Below are 26577 nucleotides of genomic sequence, written 5' to 3' on the forward strand. Positions count from 1 at the left end.
TTTATAATACATGACAACATATATGGATTTCAGGTTGGGGCATTTGCATGCAATTATGGGAGGTTATAGATGTAAGCTTATTTTTTCATTGGCGTTGGCGATGTGTACGGTTACGGTCTTGCCGCAGAACCCGGCAAGTGTTTTCATCACGGCCGGGCAGTCCAATGCAGAGGGGAGGGCGACAGTGGAAGACCTTCCCGTATACCTTAAGGATTTCTCTTACGGCCATCTCCGTTACGCTTTTGTACGTTCCGCGCAGACGGGCAAGTTCGGTGATTTCAGGTTTGGGGATACTTTCGCCTTTTGCGATGTGACGAACTATTTCATAGACCGGGCCATGGATGCCGATTTCTATGCCATCAAATGTACCTACGGAGGGACATCCATTGCTCCCGGCGCGACTGAGCCTGGCAAACCTGTATGGTATGCCGGTAGGGAATGGCTCAGGAAGAACAAGGCCCACAGTGATGCCCATGGGGGAATGTCGTTGGCTCTTTCGCTTACCGAAGGTTTTGCCAAGTGTGCAGGGACGACCCTGTCGAAATTGCCAGGCGGTTATGATGTGAAGGCCATCATGTGGCATCAGGGGGAGAGCGACCGTACCAAGGCCGGGGATTATTATCGGAATTTCAAGGAAATGATAACGTTCATGCGCGAACGGATATATGCCGTGACCGGTAAGGAAAAGGATAAGACATTGCCGTTCATATTCGGGACTGTACCCCATGCTTCCCGCCAATATGACCCGCTTGTGGAGGCGGCCCAACTTCAGGTGGCCCGGGAGTTGCCCAATGTCCATGTCATTGACTTGAGCGATGCCGGGCTACAGGCCGACGGGTTGCACTTCGACGGGGCATGGACGGAATATGTCGGTAAGCTCATGTTTGATAAGCTAGTCGGGTTAGGGCTTGTAGATGCTCCTCCGGCAGGTGCGTCCCGTCCGCCGGTTGCCAATGGGGTGGACAGTCTTTTGACATGGCACTATCCCCAAATCCCAAATGGCAAGGCGGTTGTAATATGTCCCGGGGGTGGATATGGGCATCATGCCATGGGGCATGAAGGGAACGAAGTGGCCGAATGGCTTGCCGGAAAAGGTTACTTGTGTGTTGTCCTCAAATACCGTTTGCCTGGCGGGCAAAGCAACATTCCCCTTGACGATGCCCGGGATGCCATACGCCTGTTACGCGGCAAGTCCGATGAGTTGTGTATAAGTCCTGACCGTATCGGTATCATGGGATTTTCTGCCGGGGGACATTTGGCCGCAAGCGTGGCCACGTTGGGCGATAGCTTGGGCAGGCCGGATTTTCAAATCCTGATGTATCCGGTCATATCGATGTCGCCGGAAATAACGCATTGGGGCACACGCAACCATTTGATAGGCATGGATGCCCCGTCTTTATTGGCGGAACGTTATTCGCTTGAAAGGCAAGTGGACGGGAAGACGCCTCCTGCCATCATCATACTTTCTGCAGATGACCCTGCCGTCAGTCCCGAGAACAGTTTGCGCTATTTCAATGCCCTTAGGGAAAATCATGTCCCCGTGTCCATGTTCATATACCCCGATGGCGGCCATGGATGGGGGATGAAGGACTCTTTTGCTTATAAGGGCCGGTGGATGTACGAACTGGAAAATTGGCTTGAGGGTTTGGACGTGAATAAATGATATGGCATAGCGGGCCGGAGTATGGATGTATGGTAAATCAATTAAGGATATGAAGAAGTTTATAGTGAGTTTTTGTGGACTGTTGTGTTGTGTGTGGCCCGGCCGGTTGTCGGCGCGTGGCATGGCTTTCGTCTTGCAGGCCGGGAGGGCTGCCGGTGTGGAACTGTCCCCGTCCGAGAAGCCCGTGGTGCATACGGCGTTGTCGATTTTGCAGCGCGACGTACGGGCGGTCTTGGGCGATTCCCTGCGGATTTTGCCGGCAGGGGGAGACATCGTGGCCGGTACGGTCGGCGAGGGTGGTCTTGTCGAGAAAACGGGGGCTGACCTCGATGCCTTGGAGGGGCGGAAACAGGCTTTCCTTTTGTCGGTACTCCCCGACGGGCGGCTGCTTGTGGCCGGAAGCGACAGCCACGGCACGGCATACGGCCTGATGGAAGTGTCGCGGCTGTTGGGTGTCTCGCCGTGGGAATGGTGGGCGGATGCCACTCCCGAGACTCGTACGCACTTTGAATTGCCTGCGGGCTACCGTGATTTGCAATTCCCTTCCGTGGAATATCGGGGCATCTTCATCAATGACGAGGATTGGGGACTGATGCCGTGGAGCAGCACCTGTTACGAACCTTGGCATAAGAAAGGGCGCATCGGGCCGCGCACGAACGAGCGCATTTTTGAGTTGCTCCTGCGCTTGCGGGCCAACCTCTATTGGCCTGCCATGCACGAATGCACCGAGCCATTCTTCCTGACGGACGGGAACCGCGAGGTGGCCCGGCGGTTCGGAATTTATATCGGTGGTTCGCACTGTGAACCGATGGCATCCAGTACGGCCGGGGAATGGCGTAGGCGAGGGAAAGGAGATTATGACTATGTACGCAACCATGCGGCAGTGCGCGATTTTTGGGAAGAGCGTGTGAAAGAAGTGGCCGGGCAGGAAATCTTCTATACCATCGGGATGCGTGGCGTGCACGACGGGCAGATGCAGGGAGCCAAGACCGTGGACGAACAGAAGGCCGTGTTGGAGCGGGTCATCCGCGACCAGAGGGATTTGCTGCGGCAGCACGTGGATTCCGACGTGACGGCGGTGCCGCAAGTGTTCATTCCCTACAAAGAGGTGTTGGAGGTCTACCGTGCAGGGCTTCAGGTGCCGGAGGATGTCACCCTGATGTGGTGTGATGACAATTACGGTTATATCCGGCACTTCCCCACGCCTGAGGAACGTGCCCGGAAGGGCGGCAACGGGATTTATTACCATGTGTCGTATTGGGGGCGTCCGCACGACTACCTTTGGTTGGGCACTTTCAGCCCGGCCTTGCTTTACCAACAGATGAAACTGGCGTACGACCGTGGCATCCGGAAAGTGTGGGTGCTCAACGTGGGCGACATCAAACCGGCTGAATACCAGACGGAATTGTTCCTCGATATGGCGTGGGACATGGACAAGGTGGCCGTAGAAGGCGTGTCTGCCCATTTGGAGGGATTCCTGTGCCGGGAGTTTGGCCGGAAGGCCGGGAAAGCCCTGCGTCCGGTCATGGAGGAGCATTACCGTCTGGCATACGTCCGCAAACCGGAGTTTATGGGCAATACGCGCGAGGAAGAGCGTGACCGGGCTTACCGCGTGGTGAAGGATTTGCCTTGGAGCCGCAGGGAGATACAGGAACGCTTGACGGACTACCGGGAGATTTCCGACGAGGCCGGGCGGTGGGCTTTACGTGTGGATGCCGGTCGCCGGGATGCTTACTACCAGTTGGTGCAGTACCCTGTGCAGGCGGCTGCGGAGATGAACAAAAAAATGCTTTACGCCCAACTGGCACGCCACGGTGAGGCCGGTTGGAATTTGAGCGACATGGCCTACGACAGTATTGTGGCCTTGACGCGGCGGTACAATGAAGGCATAGCCAATGGTGGAAAGTGGAACGGGATGATGGACTATCGTCCGCGCCGTTTGCCGGTGTTCGAGCCTGTGAAGCGTGAGGTTGCGCAGGATGCTTTGCCGGAAGGACGTGAGGTCCTGTTCCGTTGGAACGGGAATGAGTGTAGCCGTGGCTGTTACGTGGCATGCGAGGGCCTGGGCTATGAAGGGAAAGCCGTCTGTGTGGAGAAAGGCACGGAGCTGTCGTTCGATTTCAACCTTTCCGGACAGGATTCCGTGGAGGTGGAGGTCCGTCTGCTGCCCAACCATCCGGTGGAGGGGAACCGCCTGCGTTTCCTCTTGTCGTTGGACGGGACGGATTCCGCTCCGGTTGGCTATGAGACCCTGGGGCGTAGCGAGGAGTGGAAAGAGAATGTGCTGCGGAACCAGGCCGTCCGCCGCGTCGCGTTGCCGCTCGGGAGGAAGCGGAAGCACCGGCTTGCTGTCCGTGCATTGGACGAAGGCGTAGTCTTGGACCAGGTGATTCTGTACCTTCCGTAAGGAGCGGCAGGCAAGCTGTGGCATGAAACAGCGTGGGGCCGTCAGGCGTATTGCCGCAGGCGGCCTCTTTTCGTTTGCCTTTCAGGAGGGTTTCTTCTGCCGTTTTTGCCGTTTTGCTATCAAAATGACAGTAAAATCCCGGTTGGGCAGGCCGGAATCTTCGTGTTCTACATCTGTTTTAGGGAGGTTGGGAAGGCTTTTTGGATACATCCTTTTACCGTTCAGCCCTGTTTTTTACTTATTTTAAGCAAAAAGGCGAATCGTTTTCAGCCAAGCAATTTTTCGTTTGGCGCAAGAAACATTTTTTTTCTCCGCATGTCGTGCGGATTTTCTCTGCATGTCGGTCCGAAACCGGACTGAAAGCGAGTCATGACCTCCCTGAATCGTTGATTTTTTCTTCTGTATGAAGAGTTTCCGCTTGTCCCGGACGGATGCCAGTTTGTCGTGCCATTCCGCTTGTTTGCTTACGTGCCCGTGGTTCATGGGCGCAGGTTGCGGTTTTCCGGGTTGCTTTATGGCAGCCGGGACCCCCTTATGGCTCGCAAACAGTTTCTTTTACACTGCGCGAGAATCGCATATTTCCGTTCTTGTCCCGTGCAGGGTATGAATAAAGGATTCTCGTGAGGCCATGGGTGGCATATTGTCAAAATGAAAGCATCCTTTTCGAGGATGCTTTCAAGTTATTTTCCATCTGCATGGACGATTGCTGGGCTGTTCCGTTTATTCTTCAAAGATGCAGACTTGCCTGATGCCGATGCGGCATCCCTTGCTGCCGTAAATCTTCTTTGACTTGTCGGTCCATACGGGACTGATGCCGGTCACTTCCACGCAAAGCATATAGCTGTCCATAGGCATGTGGGGCGTGATGGCGCGTATGCCCGTGTCGGGGTATTTGCTGTAAAAGTCCACGAGTGAGGAGTAGAGCGTGTCTTGTCGGGCATTCAGGATGCTCACACGGGCATACCCTCCATGTGGGCCGGCTTCTCCGATGAGGGCTGCGTGGGTGCCTTTGAACTTCATTTCCAACGTGCTTCCGCGCGTGTCGGACAGTATGGCCCCGTTTTCCTTTTTCCAGTTGTCAGGGCACGGCCCGTCCGCAGGAGACACAATCTTGCCGCCTTTCAGGGCATCCGTGGGGCGGAGCGTGCGCATGTCCCATGCCTGCCAGTATTCAGGCATGGATAGTTTTGTGCCTTCCGTCAGCAGGGGCATCCACACGTAAGTGGCGGCAGAAGCCTGATGGGGATACGACCAACGGTCGCCCATGAACAACGGAATGGTGTCGTTGCCGCGCCGAAGGGGGAAAACGAAAGTGGTCTGCGAGTTGTAGGTGAGGCTGCCTTCCGGGCAGAACAGGCCGCGTCGCGTCCACGGGCCTTCTATCCGTGGGGCGGTGAAGTAGAAATTGTCGTTCTTCTCCCAACTGGTCAGGTTCGAATAGAGCAAGTAGTATATGCCATCCTTTTTGAACATGGCAGGGGATTCGCCGGAGTCCTTGACGTGGGCCACTTCCGTTTCCACGGAGCGGTAATCGTCGCTCAGGCGGTAGATGGGGCCGTGGTGGATGAGCAGGTAACCCTTGCCGTCGGTGTCTTGGAACGTGCCCATGTCCCAACGCTTGACGGGTTTCCCTTGGTAAAGCAACGGGCCTTGCAACTGGTAGTCCCCGTCGATGGTCTTGCATGTGGCATAACCGATATACGGGTCTTTGTATCCCATGTCGTCGGCGTGCATGAACATGACGTACTCCCCGGTCTTGGGGCATTTCATGACCTTGACACGCTCGCCCACGCGGTTGGGGCCGAGGATGCCGTCCGGTTGCACCCGCAAGACCACGTTCTCGAATTTCCAGTTGACCAGGTCATCGGAAGAGTAGCAGGAAAAGCCCGGGAAGGCATTGCTCTTGTCCGACTTCCATTCGCCGAACAGGTAATAACGCCCGTCCTCTTCCACGATGCAGGCACCGTGGGCGTTGACGATGCCGCCCCGGTCGTCGAACCACGGGATGCCGTTGACTATCACCGTGCCTGTACTTTGGCCGAAACTGGTTGTTTCGGTATCTTGGACGGTCTGTGGGTCAATATGCCGGATGTATTTGGACAACCGGGGCACTTTTTGGGACAAAGCCTTGGCGGCAATGGCCGCAAAGACTTTGCTCCCCCATATATTAAGATGGGTGTTGTCTACTTTGCCTTGCGGTAAGGAAGGATATTGTCCGGGCGGTATCCACATGAACAGTTTTTTAGATAGTTCCGGTCCCATTTCCGCGACCTGGTCGTGGGTCAGCTTGGCCATGTCCACGAACGGCACGTCCATTTCGTGGGCTATGCGGCGAGGCGACAAGAGGTATTCACCGTGTGTGTCCACCAGTGTGTTGCCCTCTTTTTCATAAATGTATTGGTGAGGTGTCTCCGGAGTAGGTGGGTAATTACGCCTTACGATGGAGTTCATCAGGACGGGATAAGCCCCTTTCTCACGGGTTTCACGCACGAACCGTCTCAAATTTTCATCGAAAGAACCTCCGGGCACAGTGTGTAATGCCGTATCGGTTTTCTCATCGTTGTGTCCGAATTGTATAATGACATAGTCTCCGGCTTGCAGTCGGTCGAGTACGGCCTGCCATCGTCCTTCACGGATGAAGCTTAAAGAACTGCGTCCGCATGCAGCATGGTTTTCTACGCGGATGAGTCCGTTGAGGAAACAAGGTAACATTTGGCCCCATCCCCGTTCCGGACTTCCGGAAGCTGTGCTCCGGTCTGCCATAGTAGAGTCTCCAATCAAAAAAATGGTAACCGGCTTCTCTTTCAGGGTGAAGGCGGAAAAGAACAGGAATGCGAGGCATGAAAAGATAACTTTGTATTTCATATTGTGGGTTGATGTAAGATTCGTGTATGTATCCCCGAGAAAGTGGCGAAACTTTCTTCGGGGATATTGCAGGTAGGTTAATATTGGTCTTCTCCGAGGCCACCGGGACCGCAAATGCCGAGGGGCACCAACTCAATGTAATCGAGATGGAAGACTCCTCTTCCGGTCGGGGTGAACACCGAACGTATGCGCATGGTATGGGGGGTGTTTGCCTTTATGTTCACGTTGCAAATTTTGCGGCGCAGCGTAGCCCTCAGGTTATAAAGGAGAGTACATTTGGCGGCACTGTATTGGGGGCCGCTCGTACCGTCGTTGCCGGAATAGAGGCTCTTAGGGCCACAGTAGTAACCGTTGTTTTTCATGACCCTGGCATTTTCTTCCAGTTCTTCGGAGGTATATATTCCATTGGCATTCTCTTCAGAGTTCCGCCACCCGTTCCATCCGTTGTAAAGCCCTCCGATGATGGGGCTGTCCCCTTCTTCGCGCATGTCCAACGGTAGTCCCTGGGGCACATTGTCCACGTACATCTGCACGATGCCCCGGTCGGGCATGCTGCCGTATCCCAAACGCAGTTCATACGTGCCCGGGGGGACGTTGGGAAGTTGGAACGTCAAGTCGTATGTTCCTAAGATGCTGACACAATCGTCGAATGCGGAAGTCATGCCTATTTTAGGGCGTTGGGCGAAAAATATGGCGTTCTCGTTCATTTTGAGTCCTTTGATGTAGTTGGAGGGAATGTAGTAGTTGTATCCTCCACCTTCTGTCCCGTTTTCCGTGTTGTCGTATGAGCCGTATGGCTGTGTCACGTTGCCGCATAACCTTATTTTATTGTTTGTCAGTTCCGGCCATACGGTGTAGAAATCGATTCTCATCCGCGTGTTCATGACATTGTTGCGCATGGTCTCGTCGTAGGCCAATACGTCGTCCACGTAATAATAGGCTACGTTGAGTGAAAAGTTGTCGGCATCGGGGAGGGACAAGTGTGCACCGCGTACCCGTTGGCCGGAGTTGTAAATGCTGGCCACGCTATGATTGATGTAGAAGTCCGTGGGGGATTCCACGGCAGGGTCTACGGTCGAATATACTTTTTCCAGTTTGATGGTGGAAAAGTCGAGCAAGGTGCTGATCCATTCGGTGGGATTGGCATATTGGGTGTGCACCCCCCTGCAGTTTACCAGTTTGGCCGTGCTCTCGAAGAGCCGGTCGAGGATATGGTAAGAAAGGAACATGTTGAGTGGGTTGTGCCGGTCGGTCAGGGAATGCTTGTTCCAGAACAGTTGTTTATAGGTCTTACCTTCGGGGTTTTCCGGCACCGGTTTGTTTAATCCGAATATTTCTGCGGCTGCATGGTCGTCGTACTTTTCTTCCGCCAACCGGTAAAGGGCATCGATTTTCTCCTCCATGGTCATGTCTTCGTTGAAGCGGTCGCTGTATTTTTCATAGAGGACTTCGTCCGGGACAATCAGCAAGGTGAAACCGCTATACCGGTGGTCGGGACGTTTGGCCGTAAAGATGTCCGTGTCGTGGCCACAGACGATATTGGGTTTGAATCGGGGATAGTCCTCCTTCCATATCTCGTAGCTTTCGTCCTGGTATCGAGCCAAAGAATCCAACAGTCCGGTACGCCGGAGGGCTTCATAGAAGATGGAAAACTGGCTATGGTTCTCATCCAATAAAGTGGCTCCCAGACTGGTATTTGGAATCAGCACTTTGTCCACAGGATGTACTACGCCATTTTCCACGGAATCGTTTTTAAGTTCGTTGATGATGGCCGCACGCCGGTTGATGATGCTGAGCACCATGTGGTTGGCATCCAATGTGTCGCCGTCGGTCTGTATAATCAAGGGCAGGTCTAACTGGTTGTTTTCCTGTTGGGTCTTTCCTAAATCATAAGTGTAGATGATTCGTTCCACCAGACAGGCTTTCAGCAGGGTGTCGCAATAGGAGACGGGAATGTCTTCGACCGAAGCATACCCTTTTTCTTTCAAGAAGGCTTCCACACCGGAGTTTATGGGCGGGAATAGGGTACGTGCGCCCCGGGTACCCAGGAAGTCCAACTTTCCGGCACGCTCCACGATGCGCCTGAAGAGGCTGAAATCTTCCCTGTTTTTCAGGAAGTCGCTCATCATTTCTCCGGTGAAAGTGTAGTAGCTGTCGGCCGGCAGGTCGTCTTGGCAACCGGTGAATACGTTTATCTGTGCGGCCAGAAACAGGACTACGCAGCAAGATTTGAATGTTTTGAGCCAGTCTTTGTTCATCTTTTTGGAAGTTTTAAAGCCATTGGCAGAATTAAACAAATGGATGCCTAACGCCGCCAATGGCTTGTTCAACAAGCTTTTGTTATGGCATGGGTTAACGTACCATGACCTTTATGGCTTTCCGTGTCCCATCGTCCATCAGGTCTTGACGGATGTAGATGCCGCGTTGTCTTGGTTCCTTCACGCGCACGCCATCAAGGGTGTACCATGCTGAACTTACTATCTTGGCCTTGCCCTCGGCAGTGACACCGTCGATGGCCGACTCGAAGTCATCCGGCTTGTTGGCATCCCCGTCGCCATAATATAATAATGTAAAGTTGTCGAATACGGCCCAGTCGTTGGCTACAAGACTGTCTTTGCGCATTCCAATCGTGACTGGCTGTCCTGTCTCGGATACATAGAACGAGAAGTCACCGGCATACAAACCTTCTTGGAATGCAAGGTCAGCGCCCGATACGTTGTTTACTATGATGTGGTACAAGGCTTTTGATTCGGGGAAAAGGCTATCCGGCAGGACTTGGTCGCCCGTGGTATATTTGTATTCTCCCATGCCCTCGAAAATGGATGCCAAGGGTTCGTTCCATTTGCCTTCACCGGATTCCGCATATACCAGTGCGTTCTGCGGTTCCTTGCCTTCCCGTCGTGAAAGGGCGGCAGGGATGGCATCGCCTGCACGGTATAATCCGTCGAATGCCAAGCGGTAATATCCTTTAGGCAAGCCGTAAACGGTTTGATGGATGTCGGCCTCTTTCAAGTTGTAGAACTCATAGTTGTTGGCCGACATGGCATATTGGTTCCCGTTTGTAGTCCAACCCTGTATGGTACCTACGGTTTCCCCGTCCCCGTTCACTTCCGAAAAGCTTGGGGATTGCAGCATGGATGTCATGTCAGCCGGGCTGTCGAGTGTTGCTCCCGATACGTCGATGGAAGTCGCTACCATCTTGTTGTAAGCCTCGTTGATTTCAGCTGTCAATTTTTCAATCTCGTCCATGGATTGCAAGTTTTCCACAGCGGGTACCATTTTTTCGCTGATAAGGGCTTTAAAGGCATCGAACTCCGGGGTGCCGGCAAATTGCTCGTAACTGTAATCTCCGGTACTCATGAATTTGATGTCGTGATAGGTAACCAAGGCATCGAATCTGGTGGCGGCTTCAGTGGCATTCTGAGCTGCCGTGATAGCCTCGTTCAACGCTTTCACATGTTTGCCATAAGATTCTTGCGTCAAGCCCGCAGCTATTGCTTCCCGGGCAGAAGAAATGGCTTCAGTTAGGCTGTTGCGCGCCTCCTGGGTGGTCAGGTCTTCCTGATTGAGCATGCTTTCCGCACTTTCTATCAATGCGTTGATGGCTGAAGTGGCTCCGCTCATGTCGCCTGCACCAAGATATTCGATTTTGAAATTGTCGAAGAACACTCTCGATTCCCACCAACTGATGGCAGAACCTTTTATTTTTATTCCGATACGAAGCTTGCCATCTTGGCCTACATAACAAACCACGCTGTTGAGGTAACAAGTTTCGTCGTTTTCAAACAAGTCTGCCGATGTGGTGGAATTGCTGGTCAGCCATTTGTTTTGGTAGGCAGGGTCGTCAGTCCATGTAATCTGTTCAAATCCATCGGTGCCGGGCAGCGCGCTTTCCTCTATCGGGTAGTCCATGATGTGGCAGAGTTTGGCTTGGGCGTCGTTGCCCATCAGGAATGCCAGGATGTCGTTGCTCGTGTCTCCTTCTGTTCCCCAGTTCTCTTTCCAATTGTTTGCATTGGTGATACTGGGTGAATAATACCCTTGCATCGTGATTTTATATGAGCCTTCGGGCAGTCCGTTGATTTCTTGGTACACTTCGCAGTCGCTGTCTTTGGCGTTCCATACTTCTGCCATGCGGTTGAGCTTGCTTGAGAGTTGCCCGCTGCCCGATTTGGTCCATCCGTTGGTGCCGTTGCTGAAATTTGTGTTGGTAAATAGTCCGGTGGCATCGCGGATGCCATCCGGTGATTTCAAGGATTCTGCGACGGCTTCCTTCAATATGCGGTCGGCGCGCGGTTGGATGCTGTCCACTTCGTTGGGGTTGAATGTTTTTTGGCTGTAACCTTCCTGTAATTTGTCCAGATAGTCCTCATAAGCGGGTAATCCTGCTTCTGCGTATGGAGATTCATCGTATGCGGTTTCCAGTTCATTGCTTTTGGCTTGCAGGGTCTTGTAAGCTGCAATATCCAAAGCCAAGGAGTCCATGCGAAGTTGGACTGATTGGATGATTCCCATCAGGGTTTCGTTGTCCAGTTGCGGGTTATTGGTCGCTTCTTTGGCTGTCTTTATGGTCTCTTCATACTTTTGTTGCCCGTCTTTGCTGAATGTCTCGTTGGCATTTGTGTATTCGGCGTATTTTGTTTCTGCATCTGCAATGTTTTGCTTTAAGACGTCATGTAGGGTTTGTGCTCCTTCTTGGCCCAAGAATTGCAGGGAAAAGTTGTCCACGGCTGTCCATTGGGAATTAGCTCCTTCTACACGGAATCCGACAGTGGCCGTACCACCCACGACGGAGAAGTCCAACGTGGTCGGGGTGAACACTTGGCTTTGGGTGATTTCGGCTTTCTGACGTGATTCGCCCACCAAAGTGCGGGCATAAAGGTAACGTCCTTCGGCTTGGGTGTCCCCTTCGTTGATTGGGCAGAATATATAGGCTTTCAGGCGGTATTTTCCATCAGGCAGATTGGTAAGGTTTTGTGTGATAGACCAATCCTTTTGAGGAGAGGAAGGATTCCAACGTTCGAAGAAATTAGAGATTTCCGTGCCGTCGGATGCCGTATGTGAACCGGTCTTACGGGAGAAATTATCTTGTTCATTGGCGGGTTCCCTCCATTTGTCCCATCCTTCGTCGTTGTCCGTAAATGAAGGATTTGCCATTAATTCTGTGATATCTATAGGATGGGCGGATGTGGCCGAACCATATTTGAAGTTCAATATGTCTGTTTTTAGGTCCTCTGTCGCTTTCTCCAGTTCTTCGACAGTTACTTTTTCACTTTTATAAAGGTTGGCATAATCCGTTATGTCTTGGAAGTTTGCCGCGTCTGCCGCGTCTAACTGGGCTTGTAACTTCTTTTTGGCTTGGTAAATGTCATAGGCAGTTGGCTCCACAAACTTCCAGTCGTATTGTGGATTCACGACACCTTCCGTTCCTTCGATGACTAACGGGTTGACCCCGAAGTCGCCTTCGTTGATTCCGATGTAACATCCGGCATATTGTGAGCTTTCACCATATAGGGGATCTTCATCGGCGATTTTGATGCGGTAAGCACCATTGTCTTGTTTCACGATTTTCCACAGGATGTGTCCTTGTTTGTCATGGTCCACACAGAGTACAAGTTCGCTGGGAATGTAGAATTCATGGAGCTTGCTGTTCGTCTTCCCCTCCATCATGGACATGCGCCAACCGTATGCGTCGTTATAAGACCCGTCCGTGACGGGACGGCGGCTCAGTTCATAGTCCTGCCCGTAGCTCAGTGTGACCTTCTTTCCCTCTTCGGCCACGATGAGTTCCGTGCCCCAGTTGTTTTTCCAATTGCCATCGCACATGAATTTCCGGGTGGCTACATGGTAGACATAATATACACCGCCTCCGTTCTCGTCGGGAGTCAAAGCCGGGTCAACAAAGGTCAAGGCCGGGTCGGGCCAGTTTTCAGACGCCCACAAGGGCAACGTGGATGAAGTTGCGCTGCATAATGCCATGGCAACGAGTAATTTGTTTCTCATTTCGTTAGAATTGAAGTTAGTCTGCCGACCGGGCTAAATCAGTGTGTGTGTAGCACGGGCCGCAGTGTTGTTTTTATTAATTAAATGACGTAGCAAGGAAGTAGACACACTGATTCCACCAATTTCAATGGTGAATATACTTCCATTTGGTTTGCTTGACGCAAAGTTAATGGCTTGCTTCCTCGGCAAGCGTGCGGAATCATTCTGAAAGAAGGGGAATTCCGTCAAACTCTCCATGGGGATATGCAGATAGTGTGAAATCGGTCAAAAAGAGGGCTATTGTTGCAAAAAGCATACGATGGGATGGTGGAACCGTTTAATTTATCATATCTTTGCGGAAAACTGGATCGTAAAATTCTAAGGCCATGAGACGGTACGTTTGTTTTTTTATGCTTTTTCTTTGGGAATGCCATGTGACGCTTATGACAGCCCGGCCATACGAGATGCAGCACTTGGGAGTGGAAAACGGTCTCTCAAATAATTTTGTGCTTGGCATGGCACAAGACAAGCGTGGTTGCATCTGGGTCGCTACGGATGTCGGTCTGAACCGTTTCGACGGAAACAGTTTCATGGTCTACAAAGCGCATGATTCGGGACTTACGTCCGATGCCTTGAACACGCTCCTTTATGATGAGGCAGAAGATGTGTTGTGGATTGGCGGTAAGTTCAGCGGACTTTGTGCTTGGGACGGCCAAACCGGATGTTTCCGTACCTACGAAAACCGTAACGGTTTAAAGTTAGAGAATGTGGTGCATTTGGCAAAGGCCGGCGACGGAGGGATTTGGATTACACCCCATCATGCGGATCCCATTCATTTTGACACCCGTACACAAAAGTTTTCCACCTTGTCCGAGATGGGCGTCCATTTGGATTATCATTCTAATTTGTGTGCTTTCGAGGATGCCGGAATATTGTATGTCGGTCACAATCGCGGCGGGCTGAGCATGGTGGATTTGAAGAGTAAGACCGTACGCCGGTTCTTCCACGATCCGGCTTCACCGCAGAGTTTGCCGGAGGACAGGGTATATGCTATCTGCAAAGACCGCATGGGGCATATCTGGGTAGGGACCGGACGGGGATTGGCCCTGTGGAATCCCTTTGCCGACAATTTTACGGTATTCCGGCATGGCCGGGGTAATCCTTCTTCTTTGGTGTCGGATTGTGTTTACGACATTTGTGAGATGGCGGACGGTAAACTTTGGATCGCTTGCGATATGGGCGGTGTGAGTATCTTGGATTTGCATCAGATGGCTTTCAAGCATCCTGAAGAAGTGGTTTTTGAGAACTTGTTGCCGGAAGGGGACGGGAAAGGACTTTCGTCCGGCAATATCCGCAAAATCCTACAGGATTCATTTGGCAATATCTGGATTGGAAATTATAACAGCGGCTTGGATTTTGTCAGCCACAATCGTCCGTTGTTCCGGACTTTGGGCAGTAAGCCTGCGTATGGGATGTATAAGGACGAAGAGGGCCGGTTGTGGGTAGGCGGGGAAAATGAATTGTTCTTGTATCGCGGCGGCAGGTTGTTGGAACGTTTTGATTTGTCGCCTTATTTGTCACGGTTCTATGGATGGGTGAGTGCCATCGTCGGTGACGGCATGGGGGCTTTGCTGATAGGTGTTTCTGGTAACGACCTCCTGAAGATGGAAGTCCGGACGGGAAGGATTGAGCGTATGCCTTTGGATGTGCGGGACTTGAGCGTGTTTACCTTTTTTAGGGAGGACGGAAAGTTTTGGATGGGGACCGTATTGGGATTGTATACTTATAGTGGTGGGAAGATACATAAGGAGACGGAGCTGAATCGCCAGTTGGAGGAAAAAAGCGTGTATGGTATCCTTCGCGACCGGCAAGGCAAGCTTTGGGTCGGGACTTATGGTTGGGGAGTTAAAGTGTTCGACCGTAACCGGCGTGTAGCGGCTGAGCTGAACACCGATACGGGATTTCCGGACGGTTCCGTAAATGCACTGTTCGAGGATTCCCGAGGCGGGGTTTGGATTGCCACGCGTGCCGGGTTGGGGTATGTCAGGGACACTCGCCGTCCTGATTCATTTCTTTTTTATGGTCATGAGCATGGTTTGGAGGACGTTTTCATACGTTCCGTTCAAGAAGACTCGCATGGAAGGATATGGGTTTCCACCAACAATGGCATCTCTCATTGGGATGAACGGAAACAGCGGTTTGAGAATTATGATTACCGTGATGGGGTCCCGATGGGAAATCTCGTTGAACGGTCAGCTTGCCGGGGGGCGGATGGTACGCTTTATTTCGGTTCGATGAAGGGTATCTGCTGTTTCAATCCTTTGGGATTGGATACGATGTCCCGCCGTGCAGGCAGTGTACAAATCATCGAGTGCCGGGAAATGGACAGCCGTACAGGGAGAGGCGGAAAATTGATTTTACCGGGAGAAAACGGGGAGATTGAATTGCCTTATCATCGCAATGCTTTCCGTATAAGTTTCTCCGTGCCCGATTATGCACAGAACGGGCAGGTGGAATATGCCTACAAGATAGAAGGATTGGAACGGGAATGGGTCAATATCGGAGAGGAAAACCAGATTACGCTCCGTGACATGCCTTTCGGGACTTATACCTTCCGAGTGAAGGCCAGGCTGAGGAATGGGGAGTGGGACGAAAAGAATGTGGCTACGATGTCTGTCCGCATCCATCCTCCGTTATGGCTGACTTGGTATGCCTGGACTTTTTACGGATTACTGGCCTTGTCGGCTTTGTGGCTTTGGATGCGTGCCTATAAACGCAAATTAGCCGCCAAAGCCGCCATGGAGGCAGAAGAAAAAAGGATGCGAGACGAACAGGAACTGAACAACGAGCGGCTTCGTTTCTACACGAACATCACGCATGAGCTGCGTACGCCGCTCACTTTGATACTCGGCCCGTTGGAAGACTTGGCCGGAGACGGGAATTTGTCGGACGTTTACCGCAAGAAAGTCGGTTTGGTGCATAAGAGTGCTTTGCAGTTGCTCGACCTGATTAACCGCTTGTTGGATTTTCGTAAGGTGGAAACGCAAAACCGGCAGCTTCGGGTGGCCAAAGGCAGATTGGGACGTTTGGTGACCGAGATAGGCTTGCGCTACAAGGAACTGAACCGGAACCCGAAAGTGGATTTCCGTATAGAAGTTCCGGAAGAAGAGTTCCGGATGTATTTCGATGCGGAAGTCGTGACAACCATCCTGAACAATTTATTGAGCAATGCGATGAAATATACGCCGGAGGGGCATATATGTTTGCGTTTGTGCCGTGGAGAGGAAGAGGGAAGGCCGTATGCCGAGATTTCCGTGTCCGATACCGGATATGGGATTGCACCTCAGGCCTTGCCTCATGTTTTCGACCGCTATTACCAGGCAGAGGGAAAGCATCAGGCCTCAGGTACAGGTATCGGGTTGGCTTTGGTGAAGTCTTTGGCCGATTTGCACGAAGGGGTGCTGGGAGTGGAAAGTGAAGCGGGGAAAGGTTCCGTTTTCGTATTCCGCCTTTGGGCCGACCAAGTTTATCCGTCGGCTCTCCATTCGGAAATCGAGGCAGAGGTGACCGGAGAGCATGGGCTTGACGGAGGGGAAGAAGCTGACCTCCGACCGCTTCTGTTGGTCGTGGAGGACAACGATGATATCCGGGATTACGTGGCCTCTTCCTTCGATGAAGGATACCGGGTGGTAACAGCCATGAATGGCAGGGAGGGATGGGGGGAAGCCCAACGTCTTGTGCCGGATATCATCGTCAGCGACATCATGATGCCGGAGATGGACGGGATAGGGCTATGCCGGAGGGTGAAAGAAGATGTACGTACCAGCCATATACCGGTCATTTTGCTGACGGCCAAAGATTCCATCCGGGACAAGGAAGAAGGATATGATAGCGGTGCCGATTCTTATCTGACCAAACCGTTCAGTGCCACGTTGCTGAACAGCAGGGTACGTAACTTGTTGGACATGCGCAGGAAACTGGCTCGGATGATTGTGGGAAAGGCAAAAGACGAAGAACGTGGAATGCCTGCCGGAGAGGTTCGTCTCAGCAAATTGGACGAAGAGTTTATCCGCCGGTTTACCGACGTGGTGACGGAGCATATCAGTCAGGATAAGTTGGATATCCCTTTCATGGCCGACAAGATGAACATGAGCGTGTCCACGCTTTACCGTAAGCTGAAAGGGTTGACCGGCCTGTCGGGCAATGAGTTCATCCGGAAGATAAAGCTGAAACGCAGTTTATACCTGATGACCGAACAAGGGCTCAACGTGACGGAAGCCGCATACTCCAGCGGTTTTAACGATGTGGGTCATTTCAGACGCTGCTTCAAGGAAGAATATGGCGTTTCACCCTCGAAATACACAAAGCGTTAAGGCGTGTGTCATGTGATGCCCTATTCACATAATTTCCCGATGGCTTTTTCCAAGTCTTCTATTTGCTCGTCCCGCGCCACAAGGTCGCCGTGGCGGTCGATGAGGAAGAAGGTGGGAAGGCGGCGCACGAGGTAAGAGCCTAAATAGCCCGAAGCCTCTCCTCGGCTCTCATAGACGCAAGTCCAGGGCAGGTGTTCGCATGCCGTTTTCCAGTAATGTTCATCGGGGTCGATGGATACTTGGTAAATCTCAAATCCCTGTGCGGCGTACCGGTCGTAAAGTCCCCTCATCTGCATGATGCGTTCTTGTGAAGACGGGAGGGAGTAAGCAGTGAAGTCCAACAGCACGACCTTATTTCTGATGTCGGAAAGTTTGCGGTTTTTACCGTGTATGTCCGGCAATTCTATGTCGATGATGCCCGAAGCGGATATCTTTTCCGGGTCGATGTCTGCCAATGATACGGGAGTGGGGCGTTTGGTGTTCTTCATGCCTTGTATGGCAATGTTGTGCAAGTTTTCCGTGCGGTTGGTGCCTGGATAGTTCGCGTCCCATGCCGTGGCCACGGCTCCCACGAACTTGATGTCGTCCGGATTACTTACCGGGTTGAAGATGAGGCTTCCGTTTACGGTCTGGAACAGGGCGAAGTAAGCCGGGGCAGAAGCAGGGGCTTCCATGATGTACTTCTTTTTCATTTCCTCCTTGTAGATGTCTATTTTTTCACGGACGAGCCGTTCCTGTTCCCCTAACGTCAGGGTCTTGTCGGTCATGATGTCCCTGACGGATTGTTGCAAGGCGATGAGTTTGCCGTTGATTTCCTTTAGGGTTTGGCAGTCGGGTGAGCCTTCCACCTCATAGCCGGTGCCCATGGCGGGCCACGTGGCTTCCACGTGTATGGTCTCCGTAGAGTCTACGGACAAGTTGACGATTTGCCGGTCGATACGCAGGCGGTAAAATTCCGGATTGAAAGGACGCATGCCTTGGAAACGGAAGTCGCCGTTTTCGTCCAGGCGGATAGAGTCAAGTGCTTCTATGCCGTTCAAGGTGACAGCCTCGAAGTAGAGTGTCTTGCCGTCGGCTTCGGCAATCCGTCCGTTGATTTCAAATTGTTCTTTCTTATCTTTACAAGCCGTAGCCAGTATCATGAGGGCGGCCATGGCGCATGTCATTTTTTTCATCTCGGCATCATGTGTTTACAAACCATTTACAAAGATAGGGTCTTTCGGCTTCTCTCGGAGTATGAAACTACGGTTTTTTCGGAAAAAAGCCATGTTGTGCCATTTTTTACGGGCTTTAAGTCTGATTTATCAATATTTATGCGTACATTTGCCCGATTTATTGATGAAACATTTTAAGAAACCAAATGAACGTAATTAAGAAAACAGTCGAATTGCCTGATGGAAGAACCATCAGCATCGAGACCGGGAAATTGGCCAAACAAGCCGATGGAGCCGTTATGCTCACTATGGGCAACACGATGCTCTTGGCCACTGTCTGTGCCGCCAAAGATGCCGTTCCCGGAACAGATTTTATGCCTTTGCAGGTAGAGTACAGAGAGAAATTCGCCGCTGCCGGCCGTTTCCCCGGAGGTTTTACCAAGCGTGAGGGTAAGGCTTCTGACTATGAGATTCTGACCTGCCGCCTGGTGGACCGCGCTTTGCGTCCCTTGTTCCCCAGCAATTATCACGCAGAAGTTTATGTGAATGTGATTTTGTATTCTGCCGATGGCGTGGACATGCCGGATGCATTGGCCGGTTTTGCCGCATCTGCCGCATTGGCAGTTTCCGATATACCGTTTGAAGGCCCGATATCCGAAGTGCGTGTGGCACGCATCAATGGCGAGTATGTGGTCAATCCGACTTTTGCCCAGTTGGAACAGGCCGACATGGACATCATGGTGGGTGCCACGGAAGAGAACATCATGATGGTGGAAGGCGAGATGAAGGAAGTGACCGAACAGGACTTGCTCAACGCCTTGAAGGTAGCCCATGAGGCCATCAAACCGATGTGCCGCCTCCAGAAAGAGTTGGAGAAGGAAGCCGGTAAGGAAGTGAAGCGGGAGTATTGCCATGAGGTGAACGATGAGGACTTGCGCGAAGAAGTGAAGAAGGCTTGCTATGACGCAGCGTACCGTATCGCCCAGGAAGGCAACCGCGACAAGCATGCCCGTGAGGATGCTTTCATGGAAATCCGCGAGAACTTCAAACTGTCGTATGCTGAAGCACACGCCGATTTGTCGGAAGACGAACTGGCTGAAAAAAATACGTTGATCGACCGTTACTACCACGATGTGGAGCGCGATGCCATGCGCCGTTGCGTGTTGGACGAAGGCAAGCGTCTCGACGGTCGCGCCACTACGGACATCCGTCCCATCTGGTGCGAAGTAAGTCCGCTGCCGGGTCCCCACGGATCGGCCATCTTTACGCGTGGCGAGACCCAGTCGCTTTCTACCTGTACGCTCGGTACGAAGTTGGACGAGAAGATTATCGACGAAGTGCTCGACCAAAGCAAGATGCGTTTCTTGTTGCATTATAACTTCCCGCCGTTCTCCACGGGAGAGGCCAAGGCGCAACGCGGCGTGGGTCGTCGTGAAATCGGTCACGGCCATTTGGCTTGGCGCGGCCTGAAAGGGCAAATCCCTGAAGATTTCCCTTATACGGTGCGTGTCGTGTCCGATATCCTGGAGTCCAACGGTTCTTCTTCCATGGCCACGGTTTGTGCCGGGACGTTGGCGCTGATGGATGCCGGTGTGCCGATGAAGAAGCCCGTCAGCGGCATTGCCATGGGCTTGATTAAGAATCCGGGTGAGGAAAAGTATGCCGTGCTGTCCGACATCTTGGGTGACGAAGACCACTTGGGCGACATGGATTTCAAGACGACCGGAACTATCGACGGTCTGACTGCCACCCAGATGGATATCAAGTGCGACGGTTTGAGTTACGAGATTCTAGAGAAGGCCCTGATGCAGGCGAAAGCCGGGCGTGAACACATCTTGGGCAAGCTGACCGAGTGCATGCCTGCACCGCGTCCGGAGTTGAAGCCGCACGTTCCGCGTATCGTCCAGATTACGATACCGAAAGAGTTCATCGGTGCTGTCATCGGCCCGGGCGGAAAGATTATCCAGGGTATTCAAGAGGAAACCACTGCTGTCATTACCATTGAGGAGACAGACGGCGTAGGTGTCGTACAAGTGAGTGGTGCAAATAAGGACGTGATAGACGCAGCTTTGGGTAAAATCAAGTCTATCGTGGCTGTGCCCGAGGTCGGTGAGGTGTATGACGGTGTGATTCGCAGCGTGATGCCTTACGGTGCATTCGTGGAATTCATGCCGGGTCGCGACGGTTTGCTCCATATTTCCGAAATCGACTGGAAGCGTCTGGAAACGGTGGAAGAAGCCGGACTGAAAGAAGGCGACCACATTCAGGTGAAACTGGTGGATATAGACCAGAAGACAGGCAAGTTCAAGTTGTCCCGTCGCGTGTTGCTCGAAAAGCCGGAAGGCTACGTAGAGCGTCCCGCCCGTCGCGAGCGTCCTGAGAGAGGCGAACGCCGCGAACGTCGCCCGCGCAATGACGAACAAAGAGGCGAATAAATTGTTTCATCAACGAAAATGATAACCGAAAGGCTGTCTGCTATCCTGCGGACAGCCTTTTTGATTTGGAGACACTCATATTTTTCTTTTCAAATTTATGGGAAAATATTTGGTTATCTATAAGAAAAACGTCATATTTGCAAAGTGACATCAAAAAGGACATGTTATGAGTGTGAATAGTGCCCAAAGCCTTATAGGAATGTTGGCGGTTGTGCTATGGCTGAGTTCATGTGCCACAAGCCGGCGGAGAGCCTACGATATGCGTCCGGAGAACCGTGCCGCGCTGTATCAGGAACGCAAGGCTTCGCCCTATTACAGAATGGACAATGAGCACACGTTCCCTATCTATAAGGCACCTTATACGGTGAATCAGCAAGAGGGGCAGGTGTTTTTCGGTAGGGGGGCTTATGAGCTTTACCGTGCGAAGGACGCGACTTATGTCACGGCTACGTACCGTTGCCCAGAGGACTGGTGGTTTTTTAATTTTAATTCAGGATGGGCCATTATCGACAACAAGAGAGGCGACCGTTACATGTTGCGCGAAGTGGAGTATTATCCTACGGATACATGTTTTTGGATAAAGGACAGCAGGGACAAGTTTGTTCGTTTCGTATTGGTTTTCCCTCCGCTTCCCAAAAAAGTGAAGACCGTGGATTTCTTTATACCTTCCGGTGAGTCGCGTTTTAATTTCGACGGTTCGGAAAAGCATATGTCCGGCTTGTACGTGGAAGATTTACGACCTAAACACCGGATACCTCAAGGCGAGGTCATCCGCTGATCCCGGTTCGGCGTGGGATGTGGGGGTGGTTCCTGATTTCGGGGGCTGCCCCCTAATTTTGTCTTTCAGGCCGGACTGAGGCTGACATAATGTCAAAACGGAATCCTGCAAAGGAAGGTAAATAGAGTGGTTGTGAAGTCTTCTTGTTTGGTTCTTTTAACCTTTTAGACGGTTTTCGGTTTGTTTTTTGCATTTGTTGAGTGAATTTGTGATTCAGTCTCAGCCAAATGATTTTTCGTTTGGCTGAAAAAACATTTTTTTTGTCCGCATGTTGTTCGCCAACCCTCTGCATGTCGGTGCGAAGTTTTCCCGAAAACGGGGTGGCGATGCACCTCCGAGGCCCGTTTTTTCTCTATTTGAGGTGTTTTGCTGTGCTAAAAAGGAATGACAGATTGTCTTGTGAATCTTGTTTTATGCTTACATTACCTTTTTCATATCAGCGGAAGTTGTGCCTTTTCGTTGTGTTTCGTGAAAGGCAGGAGCCTCTGGTGTTTGGCAAATTGTCCGTCCCCTAATCCGCGAGAATCGCGTATTTCCAGCGGCTTCCGGCCTTGGGGACAAAAAAGGGATTCCTGAATGGGAGGTTTGACATATTGCAAATTCTTTAGGATAGAGGTGTATGGGTAGTCAAAATGACATGTAAGGTGTCTGTCTTTTTATGGCTTTTGTCATTTTTTGATAGGGAAAAGTACGGAATGTAACAAATCAAAAAGGAAGTGTTACATGGTAGAAAGTGTGATTTTTGTATTTTCTCTATATTTGTACCGTGAAGTTGTTCATGTGCAGCTTGATTTTGATAATATATTCATTTTTAATAAATTTATAGTATGAAAAAGAGAAAGTTATTCAATGTGGTTGTAGGTACGGTTTTAGGATGCTCCATGGTTTGTGTTGCCTATCATGTGTATGACTCTCAGGGTTCACGGAAACTTGAGGATAGCTTGTTGTTGGAGAATGTTGAGGCTTTGGCCACTGATGACGAGAGCGGAGAGGATGCTGCAATGAAAGCACGCAGAGAAGAGTGTTATCAAAAGGGAGGAAATTGGAATGAAGCCTCTCATTGTGTGGACAGTGGCTTTGAGACTTTTGAATGCGAGGTGGCCGGTGAGATTTCTGCTTTTGGCATCGTAATAAAAGGTTCCTTTAAAAAGGGGAACAAATATTCTATTGCATGGGCTCGCTATCAATGTGAGCCGAGTGTGGGGAATTGTTGTACGAAGCAGGGGCTATATTCAGGGGATGATAAGTTGGCTTGAATGACGGCTTAAGGGATAGATACTATTATGATTTTGTCTTTGTTGTTATGATATTCGTAAAGAAAAGATTCTTGTTAGTGTTATTGCCTTCTCTTTTATTGTTCGCGTGCCGTGAATCAGTCCAATTTCCTTTGAAGGCTTTTGATGGCTTTGATGATGGAATGCGGAAAAACGGTGACGGGTTAGCTGTGGAGGCATTCTTTGCTGTGCCCCTGCAGTCGGGGGCACAGTGTATGGTGGAGGGTATAAAAAAAATCATACCAGTAGATTCGTTGCTGATTGTGGTGTCTGAAAGGAGCGTCTTGGCATTCGACCGCTGTGGGCATTATATATGTAATTTTGGGCAGCGCGGAAATGGAGAGGGTGAATATATAAAAGTGTCCACGGCTTATTGGGACAAGTCAACACGTACCTTACGAGTGATTGACGGTATCCGGAACCGCGCTTTGGTGTATGCCCAGAATGGGAAGTTGCTTGATACGCTTTTTTTCCCGCCTGCTACTTTTTCTTTGTTGGGAACGGCAGAGAGTTTGGGCAGGCATCGCCTTTTTTGTGCCAATTACATTTATAACGACCAAAACGTGGTGATGTCTGATTTTGATATGTCAAAAGAAGAAGGGGAGCCTGTATACAGGTTTCCCGGGCAGACGGACAACACGCAGGAATACACAGGGAGGCATCCTTTCGCGTTGTCCGGCAATGAGATAGCATGCGTGTTGCCGTTCGACAACCGGATATATGTTTACTCAACCGAAGACATGTCCTTGCAGCCTCGGATGGAAGTGTTGACTCGCCAACCGGTTCTGGCCGAAGAGCAGTTGGTTGAGATTGAAGATTATGGTATCAACCGTTATGCGGAAGAATTGTCACGCGGTGTTTTCGTGGGCTTTACGGATATATTCGAGACAAGTGGGCATTATTTGTTGGGTTTTTCCAATCTTTATTATGCCGTGGCGGACAAGGTTGCAGGCCGTGTGAAACGGTATGGATATGGAGTGGATAAGGAGAATGTAGATTGTCTTCCTTTGGTGAACATATTGTCAACAGACAACGACGATTACTTGATTGGCTATGAGAATGCGTTCGATTTGAAGTCTTGGCGTTTTGCGGACAGCATACAAGACAGGCATTTGCGTGTGATGGAGCGGGCTGTGTCTACCATGGCAGAAGAGGATAATCCTTGTCTGTTCTTTTATAAGCTAAAGCGTTGATTTCATTTATAAAAATAAAAAAAAGGAGACTGTAAAGTCTCCTTTTTTTTGCGCTTCAGGATGGGCTTGAACCAACGACCCCCTGATTAACAGTCAGGTGCTCTAACCAACTGAGCTACTGAAGCAAGTGCAATTACGGGGCTTGGGCGCTTCAGGATGGGCTTGAACCAACGACCCCCTGATTAACAGTCAGGTGCTCTAACCAACTGAGCTACTGAAGCAGTCTGGGGCATTCCCCTTAATTGCGATGCAAAAGTAGTGGTATTTTTTGAATTGTGCAATTTATTGGTGAAAAAAATGACTTTAAAATGAAAAAATCATAAGCCGGAGGAATACTTGTCTCCATATTTTGCTACCGTATGGTTGAAATGATTAAATTTGCGGTATGAAAAAGATATTCTTAGCTGTGGGGCTTTGCTGCATGTCGGCCGTTCCCGTGTCCGCCCAAAAGGACAGTAACCATAACTTCGAGATTTCAAAGAATCTGGAAATCTTTAATGACATTTATAAGCAACTGGATATGTTCTACGTCGATTCCCTGTCGGCCGATACGGTGATAGAATGGGGGATAGATGCCATGTTGCGGCAGGTGGATCCTTTCACGGTGTATTATCCGGAAGAAGGAATGGATGAACTGAAAGAGATGACTACCGGGAAATATGCCGGAATAGGGGCTGTAATCCGATTCTATAAGAAAGAAGACCGGGTGATGGTCATAGAACCCCAGGAAGACAGCCCGGCCATAGAAGCCGGAGTGAAAGGAGGGGACTTGATTCTGTCCATCGACGGAAAGGATATGAAAGGAAAGAGCACGCAGGAAGTAAGCGAAAACTTACGGGGCGATGCAGGTACGACTTTTGAACTGACGGTGAAGCGTGCCGGAGTGGAACATCCTTTGTCGTTCAAGATTACGCGCCGGAATATCGCGATGCCCCCCGTGCCTTATTATGGAATGGTGGCAGACGGTATCGGTTATATTTATTTCGAACGTTTTGTTGACGGTTGTTCGCGCGATGTCCGCCGGGCCGTGGTCGATTTGAAGGAGCAGGGTGCCAAGGCGTTGGTGATAGACATGCGTGGCAATCCGGGCGGACCGTTGAGCGAGGCCGTAGAGGTGACGAACTTGTTTGTGCCCCGTGGACAGAAGGTCGTGTACACGAAAGGCAAGTTGGCTTCGGTCAATTCGGAACACTACACGAAGAAAGAACCCTTGGACGTGGATATTCCGGTGGCTGTGTTGGTAGACGGTTCTACGGCATCCTCGGCCGAAATCGTTTCCGGAGCATGGCAGGATTGGGACCGTGCCGTGATAGTCGGTGAGCGTACTTACGGTAAGGGGTTGGTGCAGATGATTCGTGAGGTGCCTTATCACGGAAGTCTGAAGGTGACGACGAGCCGCTATTATATTCCCAGCGGACGCTGTATTCAGGCGTATGACTACCGTCATTTGAATCCGGACGGCTCTGCGAAGACTTTGCCGGACAGTCTGACGAAAGCGTTCAAGACGGCCGGTGGCCGCGAGGTTCGCGACGGTGGCGGCATTAAGCCGGACGTGGTGATTACACCGGACAGTCTTCCGTCCATCGTTTATGACATAGCCACTTCCGATGTGTTGTTGGACTACGTCAACCATTATGTGCAGACGCATGCTGCCATTGCGCCGGCCGGGGAGTTTTCCTTGACGGATGCGGATTACGCTGATTTTGTGAAGATGGTGGAAGGGAGTGATTTTACTTATAAGCGTCGTACAGAGGAAATGATGAAATTGTTGGAGCGGACAGCTCGCTTCGAGGGATGCTATGAGGGAGCCAAGCCGGAATTCGAGGCGTTGGCTGCAAAGATGAAGGGCGGTGTGTCTGCCGACTTGGAAGTCCCGAAAAACAAGGAAGAAATCAAGTCGGTGTTGGAAAGTGATATCGTAGCCCGTTATTATTTCAGGCGCGGGGTGGTCCAACAACAGTTGAAAGCGGATAAGGACTTGAAAACCGCTTTAGAGATTTTGACAGATACGGAACGTTATGCAAGTTTGCTTAAACCGGTGAAAAAATGAAAAAGAGAAGGGCGAATCCTAACAAGGGCATCATGTTCGGTATCATGGCTATGGCCGTAGTCGTGTTGGCGGTTGTCGTGTTCTTCTGGATGTGGTGTTTCCCTGACGGGACGCATGGAACGGAAGAGGCACGGACGGAGTATCGGATATCGTTGGATGAAGGTTTCCGGGGCGATAGCGTGCTGTTTCAAATCAATGACAGCGTGGTGTTTAGCCGAAGGGTGGCCGCAGATTCATTGGAAGTCGTCGTGGCGGTGCCTGATAAAGAGAATTTATTGATGGTGGTACGCCCGGAAGCAGATGCGGTCAGTTCGTTCGAATTGCCTTCGGAAGGCGGGCGTGTCGTGTTGCGAAACCATGACGAAACGGTGTCTATGGAAGCCTTTTGAACCGGATTTTCTCA

The 26577-nt window shown here is 51.1% G+C and carries 13 protein-coding genes, 2 tRNA genes and 1 pseudogene; 9 read left to right on the plus strand and 7 right to left on the minus strand.

The features are described from left to right. Window positions 1–55 precede the first annotated feature (55 nt). Both E0E47_RS12320 and E0E47_RS12325 read left to right on the plus strand, forming a co-directional pair. Window positions 56–1663 (plus strand): sialate O-acetylesterase, encoded by a 1608-nt coding sequence (locus E0E47_RS12320; protein ID WP_172604703.1) that lies wholly within the window; start codon window positions 56–58, stop codon window positions 1661–1663. A 49-nt stretch (window positions 1664–1712) separates the two neighbouring features. Further along, window positions 1713–4070 (plus strand): glycosyl hydrolase 115 family protein, encoded by a 2358-nt coding sequence (locus E0E47_RS12325; protein ID WP_172604704.1) that lies wholly within the window; start codon window positions 1713–1715, stop codon window positions 4068–4070. A 720-nt stretch (window positions 4071–4790) separates the two neighbouring features. Here E0E47_RS12325 and E0E47_RS12330 read toward each other — a convergent pair. The 4 genes and pseudogenes from E0E47_RS12330 to E0E47_RS12345 all read right to left on the minus strand — a co-directional run bounded on the left by E0E47_RS12330 (window position 4791) and on the right by E0E47_RS12345 (window position 12938). Beyond that, the gene (locus E0E47_RS12330; RefSeq protein WP_130894376.1) at window positions 4791–6152 is read right to left on the minus strand and encodes a family 43 glycosylhydrolase; all 1362 of its coding nucleotides are present in this window, start codon (window positions 6150–6152) and stop codon (window positions 4791–4793) included. A 72-nt stretch (window positions 6153–6224) separates the two neighbouring features. Further along, window positions 6225–6935 (minus strand): annotated as a pseudogene (locus tag E0E47_RS17650) (rhamnogalacturonan acetylesterase); the annotation flags it as partial. Window positions 6936–7012: 77 nt separating this feature from the next. Continuing rightward, on the minus strand, window positions 7013–9193 hold the full coding sequence (locus tag E0E47_RS12340) for a fasciclin domain-containing protein (RefSeq protein WP_130893851.1): 2181 nt from the start codon (window positions 9191–9193) through the stop codon (window positions 7013–7015). Window positions 9194–9287: 94 nt separating this feature from the next. Then, window positions 9288–12938 (minus strand): hypothetical protein, encoded by a 3651-nt coding sequence (locus E0E47_RS12345; RefSeq protein ID WP_232038431.1) that lies wholly within the window; start codon window positions 12936–12938, stop codon window positions 9288–9290. Between the two features lie 365 nt (window positions 12939–13303). On the opposite strand from E0E47_RS12345, the gene E0E47_RS12350 reads away from it, so the two are divergent. Continuing rightward, window positions 13304–17290, plus strand: coding sequence for a two-component regulator propeller domain-containing protein (locus tag E0E47_RS12350; protein WP_232038432.1), 3987 nt, complete (start codon window positions 13304–13306; stop codon window positions 17288–17290). 20 nt (window positions 17291–17310) lie between these two features. Here E0E47_RS12350 and E0E47_RS12355 read toward each other — a convergent pair whose 3' ends face one another. Further along, window positions 17311–18465 (minus strand): TlpA disulfide reductase family protein, encoded by a 1155-nt coding sequence (locus E0E47_RS12355; RefSeq protein ID WP_130893852.1) that lies wholly within the window; start codon window positions 18463–18465, stop codon window positions 17311–17313. Between the two features lie 185 nt (window positions 18466–18650). On the opposite strand from E0E47_RS12355, the gene pnp reads away from it, so the two are divergent. The 4 genes from pnp (at window position 18651) to E0E47_RS12375 (ending at window position 24124) form a co-directional block, all read left to right on the plus strand. Then, window positions 18651–20879, plus strand: a complete 2229-nt coding sequence (gene pnp / locus E0E47_RS12360; protein ID WP_130893853.1) for a polyribonucleotide nucleotidyltransferase — start codon at window positions 18651–18653, stop codon at window positions 20877–20879. Window positions 20880–21045: 166 nt separating this feature from the next. Then, entirely contained in the window at window positions 21046–21657 is a 612-nt protein-coding gene (locus tag E0E47_RS12365) for a hypothetical protein (RefSeq protein ID WP_130893854.1), read from the plus strand. 827 nt (window positions 21658–22484) lie between these two features. Further along, a complete protein-coding gene (locus E0E47_RS12370) occupies window positions 22485–22913 on the plus strand; it encodes an NVEALA domain-containing protein (RefSeq protein ID WP_130893855.1) in 429 nt (142 codons plus the stop codon). 161 nt (window positions 22914–23074) lie between these two features. Further along, entirely contained in the window at window positions 23075–24124 is a 1050-nt protein-coding gene (locus E0E47_RS12375; RefSeq protein WP_172604705.1) for a 6-bladed beta-propeller, read from the plus strand. Window positions 24125–24175: 51 nt separating this feature from the next. On the opposite strand, the gene E0E47_RS12380 is transcribed toward E0E47_RS12375, so the two are convergent. Both E0E47_RS12380 and E0E47_RS12385 read right to left on the minus strand, forming a co-directional pair. Continuing rightward, a tRNA-Asn gene (locus tag E0E47_RS12380) sits at window positions 24176–24249 on the minus strand. Window positions 24250–24271: 22 nt separating this feature from the next. After that, window positions 24272–24345, minus strand: a tRNA-Asn gene (locus E0E47_RS12385). 164 nt (window positions 24346–24509) lie between these two features. On the opposite strand from E0E47_RS12385, the gene E0E47_RS12390 reads away from it, so the two are divergent. Together E0E47_RS12390 and E0E47_RS12395 are read left to right on the plus strand one after the other, a co-directional pair. Further along, window positions 24510–26174: a S41 family peptidase gene (locus tag E0E47_RS12390; RefSeq protein WP_008628911.1), complete on the plus strand. Its 1665-nt coding sequence runs from the start codon at window positions 24510–24512 to the stop codon at window positions 26172–26174. Further along, window positions 26171–26563, plus strand: a complete 393-nt coding sequence (locus tag E0E47_RS12395; RefSeq protein WP_008628913.1) for a hypothetical protein — start codon at window positions 26171–26173, stop codon at window positions 26561–26563. The genes E0E47_RS12390 and E0E47_RS12395 overlap by 4 nt, the downstream gene beginning before the upstream one ends. The last annotated feature ends 14 nt before the right edge of the window (window positions 26564–26577 follow it).

This window comes from Paraprevotella xylaniphila YIT 11841 (assembly GCF_900683745.1).
Classification (GTDB): domain Bacteria; phylum Bacteroidota; class Bacteroidia; order Bacteroidales; family Bacteroidaceae; genus Paraprevotella; species Paraprevotella xylaniphila.